At 40.3% G+C, this 21269-nt stretch carries 24 protein-coding genes; 7 read left to right on the top strand and 17 right to left on the bottom strand.

The window, feature by feature from the left end; translation table 11 throughout:
- Positions 1 to 149 precede the first annotated feature (149 nt).
- The 6 genes from Q1V93_RS15655 to Q1V93_RS15630 all read left to right on the top strand — a co-directional run bounded on the left by Q1V93_RS15655 (position 150) and on the right by Q1V93_RS15630 (position 5922).
- Positions 150 to 647 carry a MarR family transcriptional regulator gene (locus Q1V93_RS15655; RefSeq protein ID WP_124745185.1) on the top strand — a complete coding sequence of 166 codons (498 nt, stop codon included), beginning with the start codon at positions 150 to 152 and terminating at the stop codon, positions 645 to 647.
- 68 nt (positions 648 to 715) lie between these two features.
- A complete protein-coding gene (locus Q1V93_RS15650; protein WP_300665947.1) occupies positions 716 to 1543 on the top strand; it encodes a hypothetical protein in 828 nt (275 codons plus the stop codon).
- 10 nt (positions 1544 to 1553) lie between these two features.
- Positions 1554 to 2492: a TIGR01777 family oxidoreductase gene (locus Q1V93_RS15645; protein WP_300665945.1), complete on the top strand. Its 939-nt coding sequence runs from the start codon at positions 1554 to 1556 to the stop codon at positions 2490 to 2492.
- 152 nt (positions 2493 to 2644) lie between these two features.
- Positions 2645 to 3100: a hypothetical protein gene (locus tag Q1V93_RS15640; RefSeq protein ID WP_300665943.1), complete on the top strand. Its 456-nt coding sequence runs from the start codon at positions 2645 to 2647 to the stop codon at positions 3098 to 3100.
- Positions 3101 to 3107: 7 nt separating this feature from the next.
- A complete protein-coding gene (locus Q1V93_RS15635; RefSeq protein ID WP_300665942.1) occupies positions 3108 to 5066 on the top strand; it encodes a gliding motility-associated C-terminal domain-containing protein in 1959 nt (652 codons plus the stop codon).
- 88 nt (positions 5067 to 5154) lie between these two features.
- Entirely contained in the window at positions 5155 to 5922 is a 768-nt protein-coding gene (locus Q1V93_RS15630; protein ID WP_300665940.1) for a YdcF family protein, read from the top strand.
- Positions 5923 to 5924: 2 nt separating this feature from the next.
- Here Q1V93_RS15630 and Q1V93_RS15625 read toward each other — a convergent pair whose 3' ends face one another.
- Complete coding sequence (locus Q1V93_RS15625) at positions 5925 to 6887, bottom strand: hypothetical protein (RefSeq protein WP_300665939.1); 963 nt, start codon at positions 6885 to 6887, stop codon at positions 5925 to 5927.
- 84 nt (positions 6888 to 6971) lie between these two features.
- Here Q1V93_RS15625 and Q1V93_RS15620 point away from each other — a divergent pair, with 84 nt between their 5' ends.
- On the top strand, positions 6972 to 7904 hold the full coding sequence (locus Q1V93_RS15620; protein ID WP_300665938.1) for a hypothetical protein: 933 nt from the start codon (positions 6972 to 6974) through the stop codon (positions 7902 to 7904).
- A 169-nt stretch (positions 7905 to 8073) separates the two neighbouring features.
- Here the strand turns inward: Q1V93_RS15620 and Q1V93_RS15615 are convergent, their stop codons facing one another.
- The 16 genes from Q1V93_RS15615 to Q1V93_RS15540 form a co-directional block, all read right to left on the bottom strand.
- Positions 8074 to 8637 carry a hypothetical protein gene (locus Q1V93_RS15615; RefSeq protein ID WP_300665936.1) on the bottom strand — a complete coding sequence of 188 codons (564 nt, stop codon included), beginning with the start codon at positions 8635 to 8637 and terminating at the stop codon, positions 8074 to 8076.
- A complete protein-coding gene (locus tag Q1V93_RS15610) occupies positions 8616 to 9245 on the bottom strand; it encodes an outer membrane beta-barrel protein (RefSeq protein ID WP_300665935.1) in 630 nt (209 codons plus the stop codon). The genes Q1V93_RS15615 and Q1V93_RS15610 overlap by 22 nt, the downstream gene beginning before the upstream one ends.
- A 171-nt stretch (positions 9246 to 9416) precedes the next feature.
- Complete coding sequence (locus Q1V93_RS15605) at positions 9417 to 10226, bottom strand: SDR family oxidoreductase (protein WP_300665933.1); 810 nt, start codon at positions 10224 to 10226, stop codon at positions 9417 to 9419.
- 118 nt (positions 10227 to 10344) lie between these two features.
- Positions 10345 to 11121: an MBL fold metallo-hydrolase gene (locus tag Q1V93_RS15600; RefSeq protein WP_300665932.1), complete on the bottom strand. Its 777-nt coding sequence runs from the start codon at positions 11119 to 11121 to the stop codon at positions 10345 to 10347.
- Complete coding sequence (locus tag Q1V93_RS15595; protein WP_300665931.1) at positions 11118 to 11516, bottom strand: DUF423 domain-containing protein; 399 nt, start codon at positions 11514 to 11516, stop codon at positions 11118 to 11120. Before Q1V93_RS15595 ends, Q1V93_RS15600 begins: the two co-directional genes overlap by 4 nt.
- Positions 11517 to 11544: 28 nt before the next feature.
- Positions 11545 to 11907 carry a DUF4377 domain-containing protein gene (locus Q1V93_RS15590; RefSeq protein ID WP_300665930.1) on the bottom strand — a complete coding sequence of 121 codons (363 nt, stop codon included), beginning with the start codon at positions 11905 to 11907 and terminating at the stop codon, positions 11545 to 11547.
- Positions 11908 to 12058: 151 nt separating this feature from the next.
- Positions 12059 to 13705: a DNA repair protein RecN gene (recN, locus tag Q1V93_RS15585; RefSeq protein ID WP_300665928.1), complete on the bottom strand. Its 1647-nt coding sequence runs from the start codon at positions 13703 to 13705 to the stop codon at positions 12059 to 12061.
- Positions 13705 to 14604 carry a DUF4835 family protein gene (locus Q1V93_RS15580; RefSeq protein WP_300665927.1) on the bottom strand — a complete coding sequence of 300 codons (900 nt, stop codon included), beginning with the start codon at positions 14602 to 14604 and terminating at the stop codon, positions 13705 to 13707. Before Q1V93_RS15580 ends, recN begins: the two co-directional genes overlap by 1 nt.
- Positions 14601 to 15800, bottom strand: coding sequence for a bifunctional phosphopantothenoylcysteine decarboxylase/phosphopantothenate--cysteine ligase CoaBC (coaBC, locus tag Q1V93_RS15575; protein WP_300665926.1), 1200 nt, complete (start codon positions 15798 to 15800; stop codon positions 14601 to 14603). Before coaBC ends, Q1V93_RS15580 begins: the two co-directional genes overlap by 4 nt.
- Positions 15801 to 15810: 10 nt before the next feature.
- Positions 15811 to 16128 carry a DNA-directed RNA polymerase subunit omega gene (locus Q1V93_RS15570; RefSeq protein ID WP_124745168.1) on the bottom strand — a complete coding sequence of 106 codons (318 nt, stop codon included), beginning with the start codon at positions 16126 to 16128 and terminating at the stop codon, positions 15811 to 15813.
- A 14-nt stretch (positions 16129 to 16142) separates the two neighbouring features.
- Positions 16143 to 16937 (bottom strand): outer membrane protein assembly factor BamD, encoded by a 795-nt coding sequence (locus tag Q1V93_RS15565; protein WP_300665925.1) that lies wholly within the window; start codon positions 16935 to 16937, stop codon positions 16143 to 16145.
- A gap of 140 nt (positions 16938 to 17077) precedes the next feature.
- The gene (locus Q1V93_RS15560) at positions 17078 to 17893 is read right to left on the bottom strand and encodes a hypothetical protein (RefSeq protein WP_300665923.1); all 816 of its coding nucleotides are present in this window, start codon (positions 17891 to 17893) and stop codon (positions 17078 to 17080) included.
- A 184-nt stretch (positions 17894 to 18077) separates the two neighbouring features.
- The gene (locus Q1V93_RS15555; protein WP_300665921.1) at positions 18078 to 19031 is read right to left on the bottom strand and encodes a M23 family metallopeptidase; all 954 of its coding nucleotides are present in this window, start codon (positions 19029 to 19031) and stop codon (positions 18078 to 18080) included.
- Positions 19032 to 19241: 210 nt separating this feature from the next.
- Positions 19242 to 20123 carry an FKBP-type peptidyl-prolyl cis-trans isomerase gene (locus Q1V93_RS15550; RefSeq protein WP_300665919.1) on the bottom strand — a complete coding sequence of 294 codons (882 nt, stop codon included), beginning with the start codon at positions 20121 to 20123 and terminating at the stop codon, positions 19242 to 19244.
- A complete protein-coding gene (locus tag Q1V93_RS15545) occupies positions 20120 to 20632 on the bottom strand; it encodes an FKBP-type peptidyl-prolyl cis-trans isomerase (protein WP_300665918.1) in 513 nt (170 codons plus the stop codon). Before Q1V93_RS15545 ends, Q1V93_RS15550 begins: the two co-directional genes overlap by 4 nt.
- The coding region (locus Q1V93_RS15540) for a DHHA1 domain-containing protein (protein WP_300665917.1) at positions 20629 to 21269 on the bottom strand (641 nt) is incomplete at its 5' end. The genes Q1V93_RS15545 and Q1V93_RS15540, both read right to left, overlap by 4 nt.

Below are 21269 nucleotides of genomic sequence, written 5' to 3'. Positions count from 1 at the left end.
CGATCAAACGTCCGTTTCATTGGCACATTTGGCTCACGGATTGTACAATTTAGTGGTTTCTCAAAACGGTAAATCCCAATCCTTGAATATTTTACGGAATTAACTATTAATTTTCAATTATTATTGAAAATATTGTATATATTTGATTCATGGAATTAGAACAAGCCAAACAGCAATTTATTCAAACGTGGGGGAACTTCGGAACCCAATGGGGAATCAATCGCTCTATGGCCCAGGTTCACGCACTGCTCATTGTAAGCGACAATCCGCTGTGCACAGAAGAAATCATGGAGAAATTGTCCATTTCAAGAGGAAATGCGAACATGAATATCCGTGAACTGACGAATTGGAATCTGATTTACAAAGAAAGTATTCCCGGAGACAGAAAGGAATACTTTCGCGCTGAAAAAGATATGTGGGAAGTCGCAAAACGCATCGTGAAAGAACGCAAGCGAAGAGAACTCGAACCGCTTCAGCAGCATTTGGCAGAATTGAAAAAAGTAGAACAATCCTACGAGTCTATTTCTTTTGTTGCAACGATCGAAAATATCGAACGCCTGGTGACTCGTCTGGATTCTCTCTCGAGCACATTGATGAAAGCAGATGAACATGTTTTTTTCGGAAGAATTTTAAACTTGTTCAAGTAGAACATTTTTTTTGACTTTTGTTTTCAATATATATTGAAAGTTTTGAATAAATAGAAAACAATAGAATCATGAAAGCAAACATCTCACTTTTGTATGACGAAGATTGTCCATTATGTCGCTGGTACACAGCAAAATTCGTCCAGTATCAGTTTCTGACTCCTCAGGGAAGAGTTTCTTACACCAAACACATTCAGGACTTCAAAGGCGTGATTGATCCGGATTTAGCACAAACCAAAATTGCCTGTTTCAATCATGATACCAAAGAAGTGACCTACGGTGTCGACAGTTTATTAGTCATTCTTAGCCAACGATGTAAACTCATCGGAACGATCGGGAAATTCAAACCGGTCAATTATTTACTGCAACTCCTTTATTTATTGGTTAGCTACAATCGGAAAATCGTAGCACCGGGCCCGAAACAAAAAGTGGATTGCGCGTGTGAACCTTCCAGATCTGTCTTTTGGCGTTTCACATTCATTGCATTGATCAGTTGGTTTACCTATTTAATTGTTCATTGGTATTTCAACAACTTTCTGACACCATTTCTAGTCGAAAATCCGGTCAATGATTTCGTTCTTCTTACGCTTCAGTTACTTTTTCAAACCAGTTTCTTTCTGCTGTTCAGCCAGAAAAACCTATACGATTATCTTGGTCACCTGGCTTTTACCTCATTTTTAGGAGCACTTGTTCTGCTTGGTTTCGGATTGCTTATTCAAGTACTCGGATTTATCGGAATTGACACGCCGTTCTTTGCTGTAATCTGCTTCGGAATAACGATTTGCTTCCTGTTTTTCGAGCACAAAAGAAGAATTCAGCTAAAAGACTGGGATTACAAACTGAGTTTGACCTGGATTGTTTTCAGAATTCTCATCTATCCGCTCGTATTTCACATTTAATCGTTCAGTCATGAAAAAGATTGTTTTATTTGCCGCAAACGGATTTATCGGAAAGGCGCTTATTGATTATACCGTTAAAAACCACCCTGATTATCAAATTACTGCTATTTCCAGAACGCTGATGAAAAACCTTCCTGCTTCCGTTAAACAGGTTCAGTGGGATGGTAAAACCAAAGGCAACTGGACAATCGAACTGGAACATGCCGATTTGGTCATCAACCTGGCAGGAAAGTCTGTAAACTGCAGATATACCAGAAAAAACAAAGCAGCCATTTTTGCCTCCCGTTTAGACAGCACCCGGATTATCGGGGAAGCAATTGAAGATTGCATCAACAAACCAAAGTGCTGGATGAATATGGCAAGTGCCACCATTTACGAGCATTCATTGGAAAATCCCAATACGGAAAAGAACGGAATCATCGGTAAAGGATTTTCCGTGAACGTTTGTAAAGCCTGGGAAAAACAATTCTTCGCTTTCAAAGACCTTCCGGTTCGTCAAATCGTACTCCGGACAACTATCGTACTGGGAGAAAGCGGAGGAGTTTATCCGGTTCTCAAACGACTCACGCGTTTCGGTCTGGGTGGAAAAATGGGAAAAGGGAATCAACAAATCAGCTGGATTCACATAGAAGATTTCTGCAGCGCCGTTTTTTTTCTGTTTGAAAACAATCAAGCTATTGGAATTTACAATGTAGGAAGTCCGAATCCGGTTCGAAATAAACTTTTTCAATTTGAACTAAGAAAAAGTTTAAATATTCATTGTTTTATCAATCACCCGAAGATTTTTTTACGTCTCGGAGCACTGATAATCGGAACTGAAAACGAACTGGTTTTGAAGAGCCGATTCATACATCCGGAGCAATTAAATAAACTTGGGTTTCAATTTCAATTTCCTTCTATTGATTTGTGTTTGAATGACTTAAAAAATAAAAACAAACAAAAAATTTGATTTTAACATGTTTTCAAACATTTTAACAAGCAATTTGAAATTCATTATATTTTAATTTCTTTTTTATATTCTGGCAACATTTTTCAAAATATAATCTACCTTCATGCAACGAATGAATTAATAAATTCGTTTTAGAATCAAACGTGAAGATTATGAAGAAGATTAGTGATTTAACCAAATTCACTCTGGCAGCTATTGCTTTCCTGATGTTCAGCGGCAATGCTTTTTCCCAAAGTAAAATCCCTGTAGAAACAATTAAAACGGATTGGAACCTTTTCCAGGAAGTAAAAGGAATCAAATTCTATGCTAAAAAAGAAGCCCATACAAATGAGGGCGCTCAGAATGTTGATTACCTGGTTATCAAGCTTGAAAACACAAGCAACAAAGATATAACTGTTTCCTACTCCTTAGCAATCCATTTCGATATGGGATGCAGCGGTTGCAATAGCAATGAATATGTGAAGACATTGACTATTCCTGCCAATTCTTCTATTGAGGGAAATTCTTATGACGGACGTTCACCGCTTTCCGCGACTTTTTTTAATCACAACCTGAAAAACAGTTGGACGCCTTTATTTATTAGTACCGAAGGATTGATCATTAAATAAATAAGTTATGAAAAAATTAATACTATTTATAGCATTTTTGGCAGGAACAGCGAGCCTGTTTGGTCAATCAAATTACTGTTATATTTCCGTTTCACCATTAGATACAACTGTTTGTCCGGGATCACCTGTTCCTGTTACAGCGAGCGGATCTCTTTTGAATGGTAACCAGTCTTTTGACTTTAACACGAGTAACATTCCATCCGGTTGGTCTACCAGCGGTGGTCTTGCCTTTACTCCATCTTGTGCTCCGCCATCGCCAGACGGTACTCCGTTCTATTGGGCGTCAACAACATCTACAACACCAGCGATCACAACAGCTGCTTTCGATATTCATTGTCCGGGAGGTTTTGTTACGTTTGAAATGATCTATGCAAATACGATCTCTTCACCTTGTGAGCAACTTGACCAATGGAATGAGGGTGTTGCTTTGCAATACAGTACAAACGGTGGAGCAACATGGATAACAATCGCTTATTATGCATGGGACGGAACCGTTTTAACAAGCATTCCAACAGCGACGACTCCTGGTGCAACCGGTAGCTCTTCAATGTCAAGCTGGGGATCATATACTGTTCCTATTCCACCGGCTGCGAATACAACAAGCACATCTTTCAGATGGTTTCAACAAAACACATCCGGAAATGGCTATGATAACTGGGGATTAGACAATATTGTTATTAACGCAATGGGAGGAAGCTGTTCTTCCAATGTGAACCTGATTTGGAGTAACGGTTTAACAGGAACCAACAACACGATTATTGCAGGAGCACCTGGTTCAGATTCAACATTTACAGTGAGTGTTTACGATACCATGGGTGTTTTGCAGTGTACATCTTCACCGGTTACCATTCATGTTTATAACGATAACTTAAATTACAACCTGCAGGATTATGCCTACTCTTATTGTCCGACAACAAATCCTTCTGTTCAGGTAACAAATATCGTAGGAGCAATTCCTCCGTATACTGTAAACTGGACGGATATTCCAAGCACGAATAACCCACAGAACTTACCGACAGGTGGCGCAGAACATGATTCCATAACATATCATGTAACCATTTCCGACGGTTGTGGATTTACCAGACAGGATAGTGTGATACTGGTAGTTAATAAATTACTTAATATCGACTCTTTGGTTGCTTACGACGTAAGTGCCTGTGCAAACGACGGAGCTGTTGTAGCATATGTTTCCGGAATTACTGCTGTCAATAACCAGCCAATGTATACATGGCATGGTCCGGGAGCAACAAACCCGAGCTTTGTAAACTCAACAGTTTGGACAAACCGTTCACCGGGATGGTATTACTTCCGTGTAGTGGATGATGTATGTAGTGATGAAGACAGTGTTCAGATTAAAATCAAAAATCCTCCTACAGCAATTATCAATGCGAATCCTTTAGCAGGTTGTGCTCCTTTTGATGTAGCGTTTGAAAATAACAGTCAAAATGCAACGCATTATCAATGGAACTTTGGTGACGGTGGCGGTAACGTCAATGTAAACGATCAAAGCACGCAGCATCACACGTATTCAGGAGATGCAACGATTATGTTGATCGCATATGATGACAGCAACTGTTCCGATACAACATACGTAAGTGTAGCTGTTCAAACTTGTGGATGTACAGACCCGTTAGCAGTGAATTACGATCCGAATGCAGTAGCAAATGACGGATCTTGTAACTACCCGCAACCGATCTTCAATATCCCGAATATCTTTACTCCAAACGGTGACGGAGACAATGATTACTTTGAATTCACAGTGACCAATTACTCCAACATCGAATTCAAAGTGGTTAACCGTTGGGGAAATCCTGTTTTCCAGGGTTCGGGATTGAATCCGAAATGGGATGGAAAAGTAAACGGTGTGCTATCTGATGACGGAGTTTACTTTGTAACATATAAAATCACATCTATCAAAGGTGATAAACAAATTGATGGTCAAACGTTTGTACATTTGATCAGATAATCAAACGATTAATTTTCTGAAAAGCGTCCGTTAGTTACGGGTGCTTTTTTTATTTTTGAATAATCTCCTTTTTGATTCAATAAAACCGATGTTTTTCATTCTTTCAAAAATTCTGCTGTTTACTATCAGTCCTTATACGTGGCTGTTAGCAGCACTCTATTTTGCTTTCTTTTCGAAAAAAGCCGTGCGTGCAAAAAGAGCTAAATATGCAGCTATTTTCATTGCCTTATTTTTTAGCAATACCTTTATTTTTAAAGAATTTTGCCGTCAGTGGGAAGTTTTCGGAACCCCTCCTGCTTTGGTCAAACACCACGATGTTGCCGTAGTTCTGACCGGAATGGCAGAATACAACAATGATTTAAAAGTACTGAGCGCCAGAAGAGGAATTGACAGAATCTGGCAAACGGTTTCCCTGTATAAAGCAGGAAAGATTGACCGGATTTTAATTACCGGAGATCATGGATATCTGTTCGACAAAGGCTTGCACGAAGCAACCCAATTGAAAGAAGTACTGATTAAATGGGGAATCCCCGAACACGTTATCATTACTGAAACCAAATCCAAAAACACCTACGAAAATGCAGTCGAGTCAAAGAAAATTCTGGACCGGCTTTTTCCGAATTCGAAATCCATTTTGTTGGTTACCTCCGGCAAACACATGCGAAGAGCCCGGGCTTGTTTCGAAAAACTGGGTGTGAATTGCGATACCTATTCAACGGATTTGTATACCGGACCAAAACGCTCCTACACAATCGACGAAATACTTATTCCCGATGTAAGTACGATGAACGATTGGCACAGTTTAATGAAGGAAATGATCGGTTATCTTGCCTACGATATTACGGGCAAAATTTAAGTTTAAGGGTTTGTTGTTTTTGGAGCTGTTTCCATTTCTAAAACCCGGATACTGCTTTCACTTTTTGCATGTTTGTTGTATTTCGCTGCATTGCAAACCCCGATAATCGCAGGAGTAGGAAAAGCCAGCCATCCGGCATAATCAAACCATTTGGCTTTGACCTTCAAACCCTCCACATGCTTTCGATCCAATGAATCTCTGTAGTTCAGGTATTGAAACGTATTTCGTCCACTTGCTGTTGTTTTCTTAATTCCGATCGTATCCGGAAAAGGATTATACAGAAAGTCCCATCCTTTTTTATCGTGATACGCCGAATCATTTTGAAACGAAGGATTGATCTTATTAAAATACAGGAAAGCCTCCCGGTTACAATCCACTTCTACCGGGTGTTCATCGTGAATTCCCGTGCTCATAATTGCCGGCAGACCAACCCGGATGAGATATGCAAAGCCCATTCGTTTACTTTGCAGATAATGCCCGTATTCATGCTGAAAAATACGATTATCCGGATCCGGGGCACTCGCCTTTTTCGTCAGAATGTAATTTCCGAAACAGATTCCGGTCCAGCCTACATTCATATTCAGCAGCGTACTTCCATTCGGATGGCTGACCGAATTCACCCGACACAAAACCGTATTGTAAAAATGCGCCATGAAAAAACCGATTCCGGTTTGAGGTCCCTGGTAAGTCAATCGGGAACCCACTTCCAGGAAGCGTTTTCCTGAAGTCAGGTTCGTATCCGAAACAAATAAACCTCCCCAAATCCTCAAATCATTCCGGGCACTTTGGTTGGCTCGTTTCCAGGCATTTTTCCATCTTTTTTCCTTATTCTTTATCAATCCGGAAATAAAACCACTAACCCAGGAATCCACAATAAAAAAGTCCGGATTGTTTTTCTCCGCATAAGACGGAATGACCATCAGCGCACAAATAAGTGACAGGAAAAACAACTTGATCCGCTTCATCATTCCATTCTAACGTTTGAACAATTATTTTATGATATTGAACTTAAAAATAATGTTATTTTAGTTTGAAGTTAATCATTCGCCATGAAGCAACTCATCTATTGTACGTTCATCTCTCTTGCATTGTTTTCATGCAACACCCCGGATTCTCCCAAAGAAAAGGAAAAAGTTCCCCAAAAGGAAGAGCCGAAAACGGAAAGCAGGAAAAGTGATGATGTTCCTGCAAAATCTGCCGACAGCAGTATGCGGAATCCGGTCGTGCACGATCTGACAGCTGCTCAGATAAAAAAACTCACCAAACTGCTTCCCGGACAAACTGTCAAAAAGATTGTTTCCTACATGAGCGATTGGGCTGCTGTGAAAACAGACATTGAGTTCGCTCGTGTGTATCATAATGGAAAAGCCCTGTTTGAAACCATTGAAAACGATATGTACACTAAATTTCCGGACGATGCCTACAATGCAATGGAAGCCATGCGTTTTATCGATAAATCCTTTGCGCTGCGTTCATCCTGTGAGGCTGAGTGCTCTGAATTTGTGATGAACTATAATTACGTGGATCTGGCAACTCTTGCAGCCTTCACGAAAGGAAAAGCAGACGATGAATTCGTCAAACTGAAAATCATGGCAGAAGGAGATCAGGCCAGACACGATCCTTCCTGGCTGAATTTCTTTGAACGCACCTGGGATTACGGAGGAGGTTCATTACTCGGCGACGGGAACAATCACGCATTCCTGGAAGCATCTTTTCAAGCCATTCAGAAAAGTGATCTCTTTAAAAGAGATTTACTCAAGCTTCGCGTAAGAGCCATTGAAGACATGAAACACCGCATTTACATGCATCCGAAAGCCGTTGTACTGGCAGAACTCGACCAAATCTTGAAGGCGAAATGCCTTTCGTATGATGAAGCACACCAAATTCTGGATCTGCGGCAGCGAATTGAACGCGATAATGAAGATCCGCCTTTGCAATTCAATTGCTCCGATCCGGAACAGAATTGCGACTGGGGAGGATAAATCTTCAAGCGGTCAAAAAAAGTTCAAAGAGTTAAAAAGTCAATTGAAAATGGAAAAGTGAAAAGTGAAAAGTGAAAAGTTGTTTAATCAAAAGACATTTGAACATTTGAACATTTGAACATTTGAACATTTGAACATTTGAACATTTGAACTATTTATATCATTCTAACTATTGCCGGATGTTTTTAACCGGAAGCTGAAAACCCAATCCTCCTGTTCCCATAAATTGATCCAGCGGTCTTGCATGCCACGGATCTGTTTGATGGATGTACTGGCATTCCAAAAAGAAATAGAAGAATTTATACACGTGATAATTCAATCCGGCCTTAACTGCAAAAGCGGAGTTGTAAATGCGTTCGCTTCGCTCATTGGTTTGAATGGCCGAAAAACCAACCTGAAGTCCTACAAATGGATCCAGTCTTTTCACCGGAAAATAACGCATAAACCCGGCCTGAACCTGCAAATGATCATTGACATATCCGGGTTTCGTCTGTGCACCGATAAATTGATAAATATCTCCACGGAAACTGTATTTATCATCAAAATGGTAATTCAGATATCCTCCGACATACAAATTCAAGCCTTTGGTGTTTAATTGCTGTGACGGATAAATACTGGCTGTGGTTTGCAACAATCCTTCGCGTTCTCCATCAGCAATAATCTGTGCCCGGGAATACGATGTAATGGTTCCAAAAACCAAAAACAGCAAACTTATTTTCTTTTTGATTTCCATAAATCTGCGATTTTATAGTTTAATGTAAGCGAAGTCAATAAATGGCCTTCCAGCGAACCTCCTTTATGCTTTTCGAAATGAACACTTCCATCCTCTTCCACATGGGAATGAATATCCGTTCCCAAATGGATCATATACTGGCTGGAAAGTGAAATATCAAAACGCGGAGTCAGGTTAAAATGAACACCCAATCCGCCCTGAACAGCACTGCTCCAGCGGTCAATTTTGTTCTCACGGTTTGCCAGTTCCGTTTGCAAAGTTCTGTCAAAACAATGTCCTGCCAGGATATACGGCTGCACTTTCGGCGTCGGATTATTCAAAAGGTAAAACATCACGCTCCAGCCGATATGCAAATCATTTCTTCGTGTGAATTGATTGGTAACAGGCAAATAATCCATAAACCATTCTGTATTCACCCGATCCGATAATTGAAGCCGAAACTGTCCGCCCAAACCAACAGCTGCACGTTCATGATCTCCGTTAAAAGTACTTAAGGTTGTCCGCTGGCCGAAAGAAAGTAAACCTCCCCTTCCTCCTTTTACATTCAGTTCCTGGGCAAATGCGGAACACGACAAGAGGACCAACAATATCAGACAGTGTTTTTTCATAGGTTCGTTTTTAGTAGTAACGATGTAAAAGTAGTAATTAGTATGAGAATCAGGCCACTTGTTCAATCAGGCAGAAACGGGAACTCAGGAAAAGACAGAAAACCAAGAGGGGGACACGATGAATCGCGTCCCCCTCTTGGTTTGATTTTAATTTTTATTTCTTTCCGGGAATCAGATTCCGAGTTTTTCCATAACAATATCACTTACTCCGGTAGTGGAATAACCTCCGTCGTGGAATAAGTTCTGCATCGTTACCATTCTTGTCAAATCAGAGAACAACGAAATACAGTAGTTTGCACAATCTTCAGCACTTGCATTTCCAAGTGGTGCAATTGCATCTGCATAATCATAGAAATCACCGAATCCTTTGATTCCTGAACCTGCAGTTGTTTTTGTCGGAGATTGAGAAACCGTGTTGATACGCACTTTTTTCTCCAAACCGTAATGGTATCCGAAACTTCTCGCGATTGACTCCAACATCGCTTTAATATCCGCCATATCCGTATAAAAAGGATACGTTCTTTGAGCCGCAGCATACGTAAGTGCCACTACACTTCCCCACTCATTGATTGCATCCATATTTTTAGCTACGGAAAGCATCTTGTGTAATGAAAGTGCCGAAACATCAATTCCTTTTTGAAAGAAATCGTAATTCAGGTCTTGATATGGAATATTCTTACGAATGTTAACACTCATTCCGATTGAATGCAGTACAAAATCAATTTTACCGCCCAAGATTTCCTGCGCCTCTGTAAAGAGTTTCTTCAGGTCGTCGATATTTGTTGCATCGGCAGGAATAATCTTTGAATTTGTTTTTTCTGCCAATTCATTTATTTCCCCCATTCGCATAGCGATCGGGGCATTTGTTAAAACAAAAGTAGCTCCGTGTTCATGCGCTTTTTCAGCAACTTTCCAGGCAATTGAATTTTGATCCAATGCTCCGGTAATGATTCCACGTTTTCCTTCCAATAATTTTGACATAATCATTTGATTTGAGAACAAATTTAGAATTTAATTTCAAGCTTCCAAGGAATATTTCCGGCGCTTCACTGAATTGCATTGAAATCCAAAAGATTAAACCATTTCCTTTTAAACCTGTTTAATCCTGAAAAATCAATTTGAGTCCGTCATAAGCAGCAAAGACGTTCTCCGGCAATTCTTTTTCAATCTCTTCGTGCGTTCCGAACATATGTGAAATATGCGTCAGATAGGCTTTTTCAGGTTTCACTTCATGGATGAAAGCCAGCGCTTCTTCCAGGTTAAAGTGCGAAATATGAGGTTCTTTTCTCAAAGCATTTACAATTAAGACCTTCACTCCTTTCAATTTTTCCACTTCTTCCGGGCTAACCGTCTTCGCATCCGTAATATAGGCAAAATCACCGAGCCTGAAACCGAATACCGGCATGAAGTAATGCATCACTTCAACAGGAACCACCGGGATATCGCCGGAAATTTTAAAGGGCTTATTTTCAATATTGATAATGTTCAACTGCGGAATTCCCGGGTATTTATCGTCTGAAAAAGCATAGTGATATTCTCTTCTCAAAGCTGCTTCAACCGCCCCGGAACAATAAATATCCATGTCTCTTTTCTCAATGAAATTGAATGCCCGTACATCATCCAGGCCCGCCATGTGATCCTTATGCTCGTGCGTAAACAAAACCGCTTCCAGGCTTTTCACCTGAAATTTAAGCATCTGTTGTCTGAAATCAGGACCCGCATCTATCACGAAATTTCGTCCGTCGATTTCCAACAAAACCGAGCAGCGCAAGCGATTGTCTTCTTTTTTCTGCGAAGTGCAGACATGACAATCACACGCAATCACAGGAATGCCCTGAGAAGTCCCGGAACCCAATACAGTAACAGAAAAATTCATGATTGAGGATGCCTGATTACGCGGATCAACAATAAAAACCATGCTAAGATCATCAACAAACCTCCAATCGGTGTGATTGGTCCGAACACTTTCTTCAACGATTCGAATCCGTTGAGTTTAGCAGCTGTAAGTCCGTAAATACTTCCCGAAAAGAAGATGGTCCCGAAAAGCATCAGCGAAAAAACAGTTTTGCTCTGAACTTGAAAACGGACATTGATGAAAGGAATCACTAAAAATCCCAATCCCTGAAAAAATTGATATTTCGTAGCAGTATCAAAAGACTGCAGAATCGTTTCGTCTTTCGTAAGCGATTTCAACCCGTGAGCACCAAATGCACCGAGTATAATCGCAATAATGATCAGTATTAATCCGGTAATAACCCATTTCCTCTCCATAATTTAAAGATAGAAGAAAAAGTCTGTATTACTCCTTGATTTTAGAAATAATTTGAACGAGTGTGTACTTGAATCGTTCCGCACCGGTTTTACCTTCAACAAGATCGATCTTTACGATCAAATCATATGTAAATCCTGCTTCAAAATTAAATCCTTCGATTGGTTGCGGTAACACTTCCCAACTGTCCATACCAATGGTAGCACCTTTTTGTACGGAATAGCATTTTTTAGTCTCTTCCGCATTTCCGGAACAATTCACAAGATGAGCTCCTACACGCATTTTAATTGTCTCACCGGACAGTGCAATCGCCGTTTGTTCTGCGGGAAAAAGTGTTGTTCCTCCGAAATTTGAACTGGTTAATGAAATAGCCAACCACACGATCTTCAACATAATCTCTGAATTTATTTAGTAAAGATACGGAAAGAAACCCCGATGGTTGTTTATTTGTTATAGAATTAACGATATTACGAATTACGAATTACGAATTACGAATTACGAAATAAAAATAATTTGGAATTCGGCATTCGGAATTAAATCAAACTCAGTTCATCAATTCAATAGCCGAAGACCTTGCCAGATCCGTTACCTGCTCTCCCGAGATCAATTTCGCCAATGCTTCAATACGCTGCACATCATTCAACTGTTCGATACTGGAAATCGTCTGGCTGTTTTCATGTGATTTCGAAACTTCAAAATGGAAATCTCCTTTCGCAGCAACCTGCGGTAAATGAGTAATTGCAAATACCTGCAGGTGTTTCCCCATTTCTTTCAGCAATTTCCCCATTCTCAGGGCTACTTCGCCGGAAACACCGGTATCAATTTCATCCAGGATTAATGTCGGAAGCGCTTTTTTCTCGCTCATCACCAATTGGATTGCCAGCATTACGCGGGATAATTCTCCCCCACTCGCTGCACGTTCGATCGGTTTCAATTCCAGGCCTTTGTTTGCCGAAAACAAGATCTGAATCGTCATTCCGCCATTTGCATCCGGTTTATCCAGTTTGTTCAACACGATCTGGAATCGGGAATGCTCCATTTTCATTTCACTCAGCAATTCAAGCAAGTAAACTTCCAGTTTAGGAATGACTTTCGAACGCTTTTCAAACAGATTCGTTGAAAGCTGATGCAACTCTTTTTCCTTCGCTTCGATCTCAATGATTAATGCTGCAATGCGCTCATCCGAAAATGTAAAATCGCTTACTTTATCGCTTAAAGCAGTCCGGTATTCGATCAATTCTTCCTGCGTCGACAAATGATGCTTTCTCAGGATTTTGTTGTATTCATCCAACAATTCTGTCAAACGGAAAAGTGCTTCCGGATCTCCTTCCAGCTGGTTCAATTGTCTTTCGGAATCACGGGAAATGTCTCCCAATTCCACAATCACCTCATTCAAACGATTCGAAATAGTTCCCAGTTCCGCATCTGCATCTTTCCACTTATCAATGTGTGATTTGAGTCTTCTCAACAAATCCGTTGCTCCGTTTTCCTGGTCAATTGCAGCAGTAATCGAAGCATACGCTTCTTTCAGATCATCAATTTTCGAAAGCTTTGAAAAATCGTGCTCCAGGGTTTCATAATTGATTTTATCCAAATCCAATTGCTCCAGTTCATCCAATTGAAACTTCACATAATCGAGTTCCTGTAAATGGTTCGATTTTGCATGTTCCAATTGATCTTTTGTGGAACGCAAGCGCTGAATCTGATGATACAGCCCTGAAACCTGGTTCGCAAGTTCCAACGAATCCCCGTAAGAATCCAGCAAATCAAACTGAAACCGCGTTTTTTTAATTTCCAGTGTTTCGTGCTGCGAGTGAATATAAACCAACTGTTCGGTCAATTCTTTCAACTGACTCAATTGAACTGGTGTATCGTTAATGAATGAGCGGGATTTTCCCTGGCTTGTAATTTCTCTGCGGATAACTGTTTCTGAATCCCAATCGATATCTTCCTGAACGAACCATTCTTTGAAATCCGGGTTCAAATCAAAAACGGCTTCTACAACTGTTTTCTTTTCCGGATTCCGGATAACAGAAAAATCCGAGCGCTCGCCCAGAATCAGGTTTAAGGCTCCGAGCAAAATGGACTTTCCGGAACCGGTTTCTCCGGTAATGACATGTAATCCTTTGTGAAAATCAAGAGAAACATGTTCAATCAACGCAAAGTTTTGAACAGAAAGGGATTTTAGCATTAGTTCAGAATTTCCTCGTATTTAGTTGAATTCGCAGGATCTATTTTTTTCAAAACTGTAACTATTTGTGTTTTTTCTTCCGGTTTAGACAGCGAATACAGGTTTTTCAACTCATTCAATTTACAATATGCAAAATTAATGATGTTAATTGAATTCGGTCTTGCAGCTGCGATTTTGGATAGTTTTTCCAAAGCGGTATAAATTGCTTTTTTCGCATCATCCGGCTTGTCGTATAAATGATCCATCCCTAAGCGGTGGTATTCATAATAACATTCTCTCAAAGGCTCAAACAACTGCTGAAGCGCATTTTCAACTAACCAATACCTGTTTTTCTTTCCTGTTTCGTTAGATTTCCAACCTTTACTGGTAGAAGTTTGTGCATTCGTTACGATTTGTTGTGCTTCCTGGAAATACTTTGTTCCGCCCTGCAGTGAAAAGGAATCAAAATCCAACGCAATGATATAGTATGCATAAAACGCAAGCAGCGAAGATAAATTATCGCGGTACTGGTTTTCGGCATATAACAAAACACTGTTTCGCGTGTAGCTGAATTCTAAATTATCGTCCTGGAAATTGAACAACGTTGTATTGTACGAGCCGTTGTAAACCGGGCGGCTCGATTGCACCTGGATAGAACCGGTAAAATTACCGTTGTTGATCGTGTTAATCTGCAATTGCATCTGACAGTTAATACGCTCTTCTACCTTGAATTTCTCATCAGTCCATTTCGTATTGTTCATCAAATCTGTAACAACCTGTTTGATCTGATCAAATAATTCTTTTTCGGCTGAAGTAACTTCCGTTTTAACGTTTGTAACAATCGAAACCTGGCAATTTAATTCCTGGGAATAACCTTTCGTTAAAAGGGCCAAAAAGACAAGGGTTAGAATTTTATTCATACAAAATTATTCATCAATTCATTCAACAACGAGAAAGCCAATTCTTGTTTTGACTGTAACTCAAAGCTACGTATTTTATTGCTTTTAAAGATTAATTTAACTGAATTCGTGTCCGTTCCGAAACCAACGCCTGGCTCCCCCATTTCATTCAGTACAATCGCATCCAGTTGCTTCTTCTCCAACTTGTTTTGGGCATATTCCAACCCATTTTGGGTTTCCAAAGCAAATCCGACCACTTTTTGAGCTGTTTTATTCGCGGACGCCCAGGAAAGAATGTCCGGATTTTTCTCCAGGTCAATATGCAGGTTTTCTGCTGTTTTCTTGATCTTCTGATCCGCAGCAATACTTGGGCGGTAATCCGCAACAGCTGAAGCGAAAATTCCCCAATCAGCCTGGCCCCAGTTCTTTTGAACGGCATCCAGCATCTGCAATGCAGAAGTAACGCGAATGACCTGAATATGTTTGTGGATTGCTTTTAAACTGCTCGGACCACTGATCAGAATCACTTCGCCTCCTTTGGATGCAACGGCTTCCGCTAAAGAGAATCCCATTTTTCCGGAAGAGTGATTCCCGATAAATCTTACGGGATCAATTGCTTCGTAAGTCGGCCCAGCGGTAATCAACACTTTCTTCCCCGTAAAACGTTCGTCTTTGTGAAAATGATCCTGCAAATATTGCAGCAAAGTTTCGGGTTCTGCCATTCTTCCCTGCCCTTCCAATCCGCTGGCTAAGAATCCGCTTTCGGCAGGAATGATCGTATATCCGAATGATTCCAAACGCGCGATGTTCTCCTTTGTTGTCGGATGCTGGTACATATCGAGATCCATTGCCGGAGCAATAAAAACCGGGCATTTCGCACTCAGATAAGTTGCCATCAGGAAATTATCCGAAAAGCCGTGAGCCATTTTAGCAAGGGAATTTGCGGTAACCGGAGCGAAAATCATCACGTCGGCCCAAAGAGCCCATTCAACGTGATTGGTCCATTCTCCTGTTTTGGAATCATAAAATTCAATTCCGACAGGAGATTCCGATAAGGTGGAAAGTGTGAGCGGTGTAATAAAATCAGAAGAGGCAGGAGTCATCATACATCTGACTTCTGCCCCTTGTTTTTTTAACAATCTTACGAAGGAAGCAATTTTATACGCTGCAATTCCGCCGGTAACACCAACCAGAATTTTTTTTCCTTCTAAAGACATAGGAGTTTATTTACTCTTGGTTTTTTCTAGTATAGATTTGTCCTTCTTTCAACTCTTCAATTGCAACTGCAACCGGCTTCGGAAGTTTTTCGTAAAAACGGGAGATTTCAATTTGCTCACGGTTTTCGAAGATCTCCTCCAAATTATCTGTTGATGAAGCAAACTCCTGCAATTTTGCAGTCAATTCTTCTTTCATTGAAGAGCTGATTTGATTTGCTCTTTTAGACAATACTACAATTGATTCATAGATATTACCTGTAGTTTGCTCTAAATCAATTGTATCACGCGTCACAGTTGAACGCTCAGCATTGTTGTTTTTGAAGCTCATTTCTTCTATTTATTTTACTTGTTAGTTGCGGGAACATCGATTTTCTTCAATTTCTCAACATACCCTTCGAATTCGCGAAGATAGTCTGAATTTGGGAATTCTACAAGAAAAACATTAAATCGTTCATTTGTTTTAGCGATTCGGTCTTCCATTTTAGATTCAATACTATTCAATGCCAAATGATAGGAATTTCGCATCAAAATAGCCCAGGCTTCTTCTCTGTATTTTGATCTCGGATAATTATCCAGGAACGCCTCCGAGCTTACAACGGCTGCACGGTAGTTTTCCGTTTTGGAATACAAACGCACATTCATCATTTCTTTCGTTTCCAGCTTATACCGCAATTTATCCATGATCGCATTACAAGTATCCAGCATTTCGGAGTTCGGGAAACGGGAAACAAAATTCTGCAATTCATTGAGCGCAACTTCTGTTTCATGCTGATCCAGGGAAGCCTCCGGACTGTTTTGTACAGCACACAGGGCAGCAAGGAAAGTGGTTTCTTCTACTTTAGGAGAATATGGAAACTTGGACGGGAAAGCACTCAGATAGTAACTTGCCAGATACCAATCTTCCACTTCAAAACAAGCTTTTCCCAAACGGTAGAAAGCAACTTCTCCCTGCGGAGTTCTCGGGCTTCTTTGATAAACCTGTTCGTAAAGAGCAACGCATCTCTCGTACTTTTCACCATCGTAAAGGCGGTTTGCTTCATTAAATTTAGCTTCGTAATCATCCGACTTTAAAATTCGATTGTACGAATTACAACTCGCAAGTGATAGTAATGTGAGAATTAAGAACATCCATTTCATGACGACAAAAATAGGAGAAATAGCATAACGGCAAGCTTACCGGAAATATTGTTTTGAGAAATCTTAACAAAATCAATTGAAAAGTGAGAATTGAAAAGTGAAAAGTTTTTAAAACAAACTCTTTTGAACTTTTGAACTTTTTAGACAAGTTTCCCGGATTTTATCTCCATCAAATGAAACAAACGATCCATGCTCGGGGCTTCATGTTCAAAATAAGCACGTGTTTTTGCGATCTTGGTTTCCATCGAATCATCCCGTTCAAATTCTGGATTGAAGCGGAAGTAATGCCATTTTTTATGTTGCCGCACTTCTTTTTCAAATTCAGCCTGCGCCTGTTCTGAAAATTGCTGCTCCAAATCCGCATCCTTGTGTTTTCCGGAACCAATGCTGACAATCACCACCGAATCATCCTGATACAGACAATCTGCGTAATGCATTGCCTGAAGAATCGGATTGGGCGTAAACTGACTTGCATTCATTAATCTTCTGTATCCCAGTTTGATGAATTGCTGTTCGTTCGGATTTCCCATACACGCTTTCAAAACAGAATCGATTTTAATTGATTGCTGGGTTGGCCTGCTATCTGAAAATTGAAACAATTCATCCGAATCAACATCATAAGTCATAAACAGGAAGTGTTTTCGCAGGGAATACAAAGTGTCGTCTTCGTCAAACAAACGCGAAACCATTTCTTTACTATAACCGTTGTTCTGATACTTCAAAAGCTTTTCCAGCGCCCCCAATTCTTCAATAAGGGAAATCTGGTGCTTAGCCAATAAACTGGCGAGTAAAACACTGTCGCCGGAAGCAACCAATAAATCAATCCAATTATAGAGGGAACGGTCAATATCAACAGCATGAATCCTTCGCGACAAGGCGCTTAACCCGACGATCGGGACGAGCAAGGCGTCAGACCCTCCATCTGTTACTAAAACGATTCTATAATTGCACGACATAAAAGCAATTTAGGTAAATCGCCAGTACAAACCAAATTTTTAACAGTATTGAACAAAAAATGGACGAATCATTTAGTTGAAACAACAAGTTTCAATAAATAAGTTGAATACAGTTCAAACAATTGAAAAACAATAAGTTAATGAAGATTGTTTTCTATTGATAAATCAATTTAAACTAGATTTATCATCTCACACGAACCTGTCTTCCAACCTGCAACAAGGTCGTAGGGCGAATTCCGTTGAGTTTGCACAATCTGGAGACAGTTGTATTGCTTTTGGCAGCAATTTGAGAAAGGGTATCTCCTGTTCTGATCTTGTAATATTTCCGGGTTGCTGCGGCTTCTGTTCTTGCCTGAACGGATGCAATGGATTCTCCTGAAATTTCTTCGTCGCTGGGTTTTGCTCCGGGTCTGAACAAGCGCTTATGAACCATCAGGTTTTCGTCTTTCAGTTCTTTTTTAGCAAAATCAATGACTTCTTCCGGGTTCATCGGTGCATCATAAAAACGTACTTCGAAGTGCAAATGCGCACCGAATGAACGTCCTGTGTTTCCTCCCAATCCGATTGGTTCACCTGCCTTCACTTCCTGATCCGGAGCTACCAGATGCTTTGAAAGATGCGCGTAAAACGTTTCCAAACCATTGTAATGACGAATGATTACCAGGTTTCCGAAACCTCCGTCATTCCATTTTGCATAACGAACACGACCTGAAAATGCTGCTTTTACCGTATCACCCGTACGCAGATTCAAGTCAATTCCGTTGTGATATCTTCCTTTTCTGTACCCATAACGCGAAGTCACGATTCCGGGAACAGGTGATATAAATTCTTTGTGTAAATCATCCACCAGGCACAACCAAAGCGTATCGCTCATGCGCGACAAATCATTGGTTCTTTCAGATGTGAAACAAATATCGTTATCCCATGTTTGAACCAGATTCAGGTTTGTATCTGCCTGAATACGGTTAAAAAGGGCTTCGTTCAGAATCCCGTCAAACTCTTCATCCATCAGGAATTTCCAAGTTCGGTTCGAGTAAAGAACCATCTTGCCTCTCTCAGTAGTTACAGTATCAATAGGAGTTTGTGCAAATCCGGAAAACGAAACAACGAGGAGGAAGAAATAAAGAAATTTGTTCATGATTTTTTATCTTGGTATGTTCTGGGTGTCGCAAAACTAACAAAAAAAAGACAATTTTCACTTGCAAAAAAACGTTAATTCCAACATTTACAAGTTCATATCTTTAAAATTGAAAATTGATAAGTCAAAAGTTAAAAGGTTTTAAACTGCTCAATAGTGTGAAAAACAATGCATCTTTAAACAACTTTTCCACTTGTCAATTTTACCTTTTTACTTTTCAATTTGTTTGGCGGATTTTCCGTCTACATCCATGATGATAATGTCGTAGAACAGATCTTCGTTCGGTTTCACCAAATCCACATAACCTCTTGAACCGTATGCCTCTTTTGCCGGAACAACAATGTAGAGTTTATCATACATTTTCGTGTTCAGAATGCCTTTTCTCAACCCCGGAATCAGGGAAGCATCTTTCATCCCGAAACCAAAAGGAACATTTCGCTGGTATGAATTATCGTATCTTGGATTCGACTTGGTCCCGACGAAATAATGAATCGCCAGGTTGGAATTTTCACCGACTTTCGCATCGGTCATTTCCGGATTTTCTTCCAAACGCCATACTTTCACACCGTCAACGGTTTTAAGCGGTTTGATTTCCTTTCCAACACGTAACATCACAATATTCGGAGCATTCGGCGGGATAACTCCGGGAATTCCCTTTTTCCCGCGGGCAAGTTTTCCGGGAATGAATACTTCCACAAAGTCTCCGACTCTCAATTCTTTCATTGCCAGGTCAAATCCGGGCGTTTGCATTCCATATCCAACCAGGAAAGGAAGCATGTCTCTTTGCAGTTTGTAGTTTCCGTCAACCACTTCACCGTTCTCCAGTTTGGTCTTGAAATTAATTTCGTAAACAGCTCCTTCCTGAACCAACGGGCCATCTGTTTTTTCAAACCATTGAATGCGGATTCCGTTCGGAAACGTTTTCTTGTCTTCAATTGTTTTTTTCGGTTCGATCAGTTTTTCCGCATCGGAAAGTCCCTGATCAAATTTACGTGTAGTTGGTGCTTTTGGTGTATTATCTGCCGTATCTACTCCTGAAGTACATGCCGTTGATAAAATCAAAACACTCATTAAACAGTTAGCCAGTTTCATTCTATTCCAATTAATTCAATATCTACTACTAAAGGTGAAAGTGGCGGGATTTTCTCGAAATCTCCAACCAAACCATGAGCCAGGTGACTCGGGAAAACCAATTTTGCCTTTTCACCCACACGCATCAATTTGATTCCTTCGTGGATTCCCGATTCCATATCACTCTTGTCGATCTTGAAAATATCTACTTCATCCGCAGCCGTTTTATAGACTTCCGTTCCGTCCAACAAACTGATCTTGTATTGAGTTCTTGCTTCCATGCCCGGTTTCGCTATTTCGCCATCTGTTTGCTTGAAAATCACGTAGCGCAATCCTGTTCCGGTTTGTTTGACTTCCCAGTTTTCGTGTTGTGCAAAATACAAATCGATATCCAAATCCTGCTCAATTGCCAGCTCCTTGTTCATTTCGGTGGATTTCTCGATGTTCCAATTGACCCGTTTGGGCTGCTTTTCCTCTTCCGAACAGGAACAAAGAAACAGCAGGCAAAAAACAAATTCTTTTTTTATCATGCTTTAGGAATGAAATCTTTTACAAATGTTACAAATTTTTCGACTGTTTTTTCAAGTGTTTCAGACGAAATTCCTCCTGAAGCATAGGCGTGTCCGCCACCATCGAAATGTGTTTTTGCCAATTCATTGACGTAATAATCTCCCTTGGAACGGAAGGAAATTTTGACTTTTCCTTCTTTCTCCACGAACAACACCGCCATTTTGATTCCCTGGATTCCCAGAATCTGGTTCACCAATCCTTCCGTATCGCCTTTTTGGTAATGGAAACGGTTCAACTCGGCTTCGGAAAGAGAAGCATATCCCACATGCATGTCATTGAGACAAACCAATTTTTCCGATAAAGCAAAACCTCTGAGTTTGATCCGATCCACCGTATTTGTATCGTAAACCGCTTCATGAATCAGGAAATGCTTCACACCTCTCCGGATCAAATCTCCGATTGCTTCGTGTGTAAACGCGCTCACGGATGGAAATCTGAAAGATCCCGTATCCGTCATGATTCCAAGATAAATCGCAGCACCGGAAATTTCATCCAGATCATCCAAATGTCCGATTTCTTTGACCCATTTGTAAACCAATTCACAAGTGGAAGATGCAGAAGTATCGGAAATTACCTGCTGACAAAAATCTGCAGGAT

The sequence above is a fragment of the Fluviicola sp. genome, assembly GCF_030151805.1.
In the GTDB taxonomy this organism is placed as follows: Bacteria; Bacteroidota; Bacteroidia; order Flavobacteriales_D; family Crocinitomicaceae; genus Fluviicola.
This window is presented reverse-complemented; position numbering and strand designations above follow the sequence as displayed.